Annotated in this window: 2 protein-coding genes and 1 pseudogene; all 3 read right to left on the bottom strand. The window is 67.6% G+C overall.

Annotation, left to right across the window (positions count from 1 at the left end; genetic code table 11):
- A pseudogene (locus G6027_RS18975) lies at nt 1-190 on the bottom strand (phosphatidate cytidylyltransferase); the annotation flags it as partial.
- Between the two features lie 47 nt (nt 191-237).
- Nucleotides 238-795: a ribosome recycling factor gene (gene frr, locus G6027_RS14235; protein ID WP_182637739.1), complete on the bottom strand. Its 558-nt coding sequence runs from the start codon at nt 793-795 to the stop codon at nt 238-240.
- A 48-nt stretch (nt 796-843) separates the two neighbouring features.
- Nucleotides 844-1,569, bottom strand: a complete 726-nt coding sequence (gene pyrH / locus G6027_RS14240; RefSeq protein WP_182637740.1) for a UMP kinase — start codon at nt 1,567-1,569, stop codon at nt 844-846.
- Nucleotides 1,570-1,767 lie beyond the last annotated feature (198 nt).

Consider the following 1,767-nt stretch of genomic DNA (forward strand, 5'->3'; position numbering starts at 1 on the left):
AGGTCCCGATGGCCACCGCACCGGCGGCGACCAGGTACCAGGCCCTGGGATTGAACGCGATACTCGCGATCACCAGCGCGCCTAGTCCGACGCCCACTGGGATGGCCCGGGTCAGGTCCCTGCCCGCCCGCGACGGCGGAGCCGCGGCCGCGGCTGTGGGCCCGGGCGGGCCGGGCGGTGCGGTGTCCACGGCATTCTCCTCGAGTCTCGGGGGGTGGGTAGGCAGCGGTGAGAAGATCAGACCTCCATCAGTTCGCCTTCCTTGGCCTTGACGAGCTCGTCCACGTCGGCGACGAACCGATGGGTGAGTTTGTCGAGTTCCTTCTCGGCGGCGTTCACCTCGTCCTCGCCCGCCTCGCCGTCCTTGTCGATTCGCTTGAGCTCGTCCATCGCCTTACGGCGGACGCCGCGGAGCGCGATGCGCCCGTCCTCGGCCTTCGACTTGGCCTGCTTGACCAGGTCGCGGCGGCGCTCCTCGGTGAGCTGCGGAACCGTCACGCGCAGAACCTGGCCGTCGTTCGTCGGGTTGACTCCGAGATCAGAATTGCGGATGGAGTTCTCGATCGGACCGATCTGCGACATCTCGTACGGCTTGATGATGAGCATCCGGGGCTCGGGCACCGCGATACTCGCCATCTGGGTGATGGGGGTCAGGGTCCCGTAGTACTCGCAGAGCACCCGACTGAACATGCCGGGGTTGGCGCGACCGGTACGGATGGCGGCGAGCTCGTCACGGACGTGCTCGACGGCCTTCTCCATCTTCTCCTCGGCCTCGAGCAGGGTGTCGTCGATCATGTGTTGCCTTCCGTTCTCTACTTGACTGAAGTTCGCGGATCCTGCGCCTCAGACCGGGCTGCTGACAAGTGTCCCGATCTCCTCACCGGCGACGGCGCGCGCGATGTTGCCCTCGGTGAGGAGGTTGAAGACCAGGATCGGCATCTTGTTGTCCATGCAGAGGCTGAACGCGGTCGTGTCGGCGACCTTCAGTCCCCGTTCCAGGCACTCGCGGTGTTCGATCCGTGTGAACAGTTCGGCGTCGGGGTTGGTCCGCGGGTCGTCGGAGTAGATCCCGTCGACGGCCTTGGCCATCAACAGCACCTCCGCCTTGATCTCGAGCGCGCGTTGGGCGGCGGTCGTGTCCGTGGAGAAGTAGGGCATGCCCATACCCGCACCGAAGATCACCACGCGCCCCTTCTCCAGGTGCCTCTCGGCACGCAGGGGGATGTACGGTTCCGCGACCTGCCCCATGTGGATGGCGGTCTGCACGCGGGTGGACACGCCCTCCTGCTCGAGGAAGTCCTGCAGCGCGAGGCAGTTCATGACGGTGCCGAGCATGCCCATGTAGTCGCTGCGCGCACGGTCCAGGCCGCGCTGCTGCAACTGGGCGCCGCGGAAGAAGTTCCCGCCGCCGATGACGATCGCGATCTGCGCGCCAGTGCGGGACACCTCGGCGATCTGCCTGGCGACCGACTGGACCACATCGGGGTCGATCCCCACGCCGCCCCCGCCGAACATCTCTCCGCCCAGCTTGAGCATCACACGCTTGTAGCCGTCCCGCGGGTCGGTCATCGCTCTCCTCGTCCCGGACGGATCACGCCCGTCTCGTGCGTCAACGCCCCCGACGCCGTCGTCGAGAAGCCGTGCGGCCCATGGTGGGACCTCGTCTATTCTGCCCTATCGCCACCGCCGCCACACCGCAGCCCGCGCGCGTGCGCACGGGACCGGTCGGACAGACGCCGACGGCGGCACCCGGGAGTCCGGGTGCCG

Origin of the sequence: Dietzia sp. SLG310A2-38A2, assembly GCF_014145095.1 — a bacterium.
Lineage (GTDB): Bacteria > Actinomycetota > Actinomycetes > Mycobacteriales > Mycobacteriaceae > Dietzia.

Coding starts and splice junctions, on each gene's coding strand:
- frr (WP_182637739.1), bottom strand. CDS start 795: ATGATCGACGACACCCTGCTCGAGGCCGAGGAGAAGATGGAGAAGGCC.
- pyrH (WP_182637740.1), bottom strand. CDS start 1,569: ATGACCGACCCGCGGGACGGCTACAAGCGTGTGATGCTCAAGCTGGGC.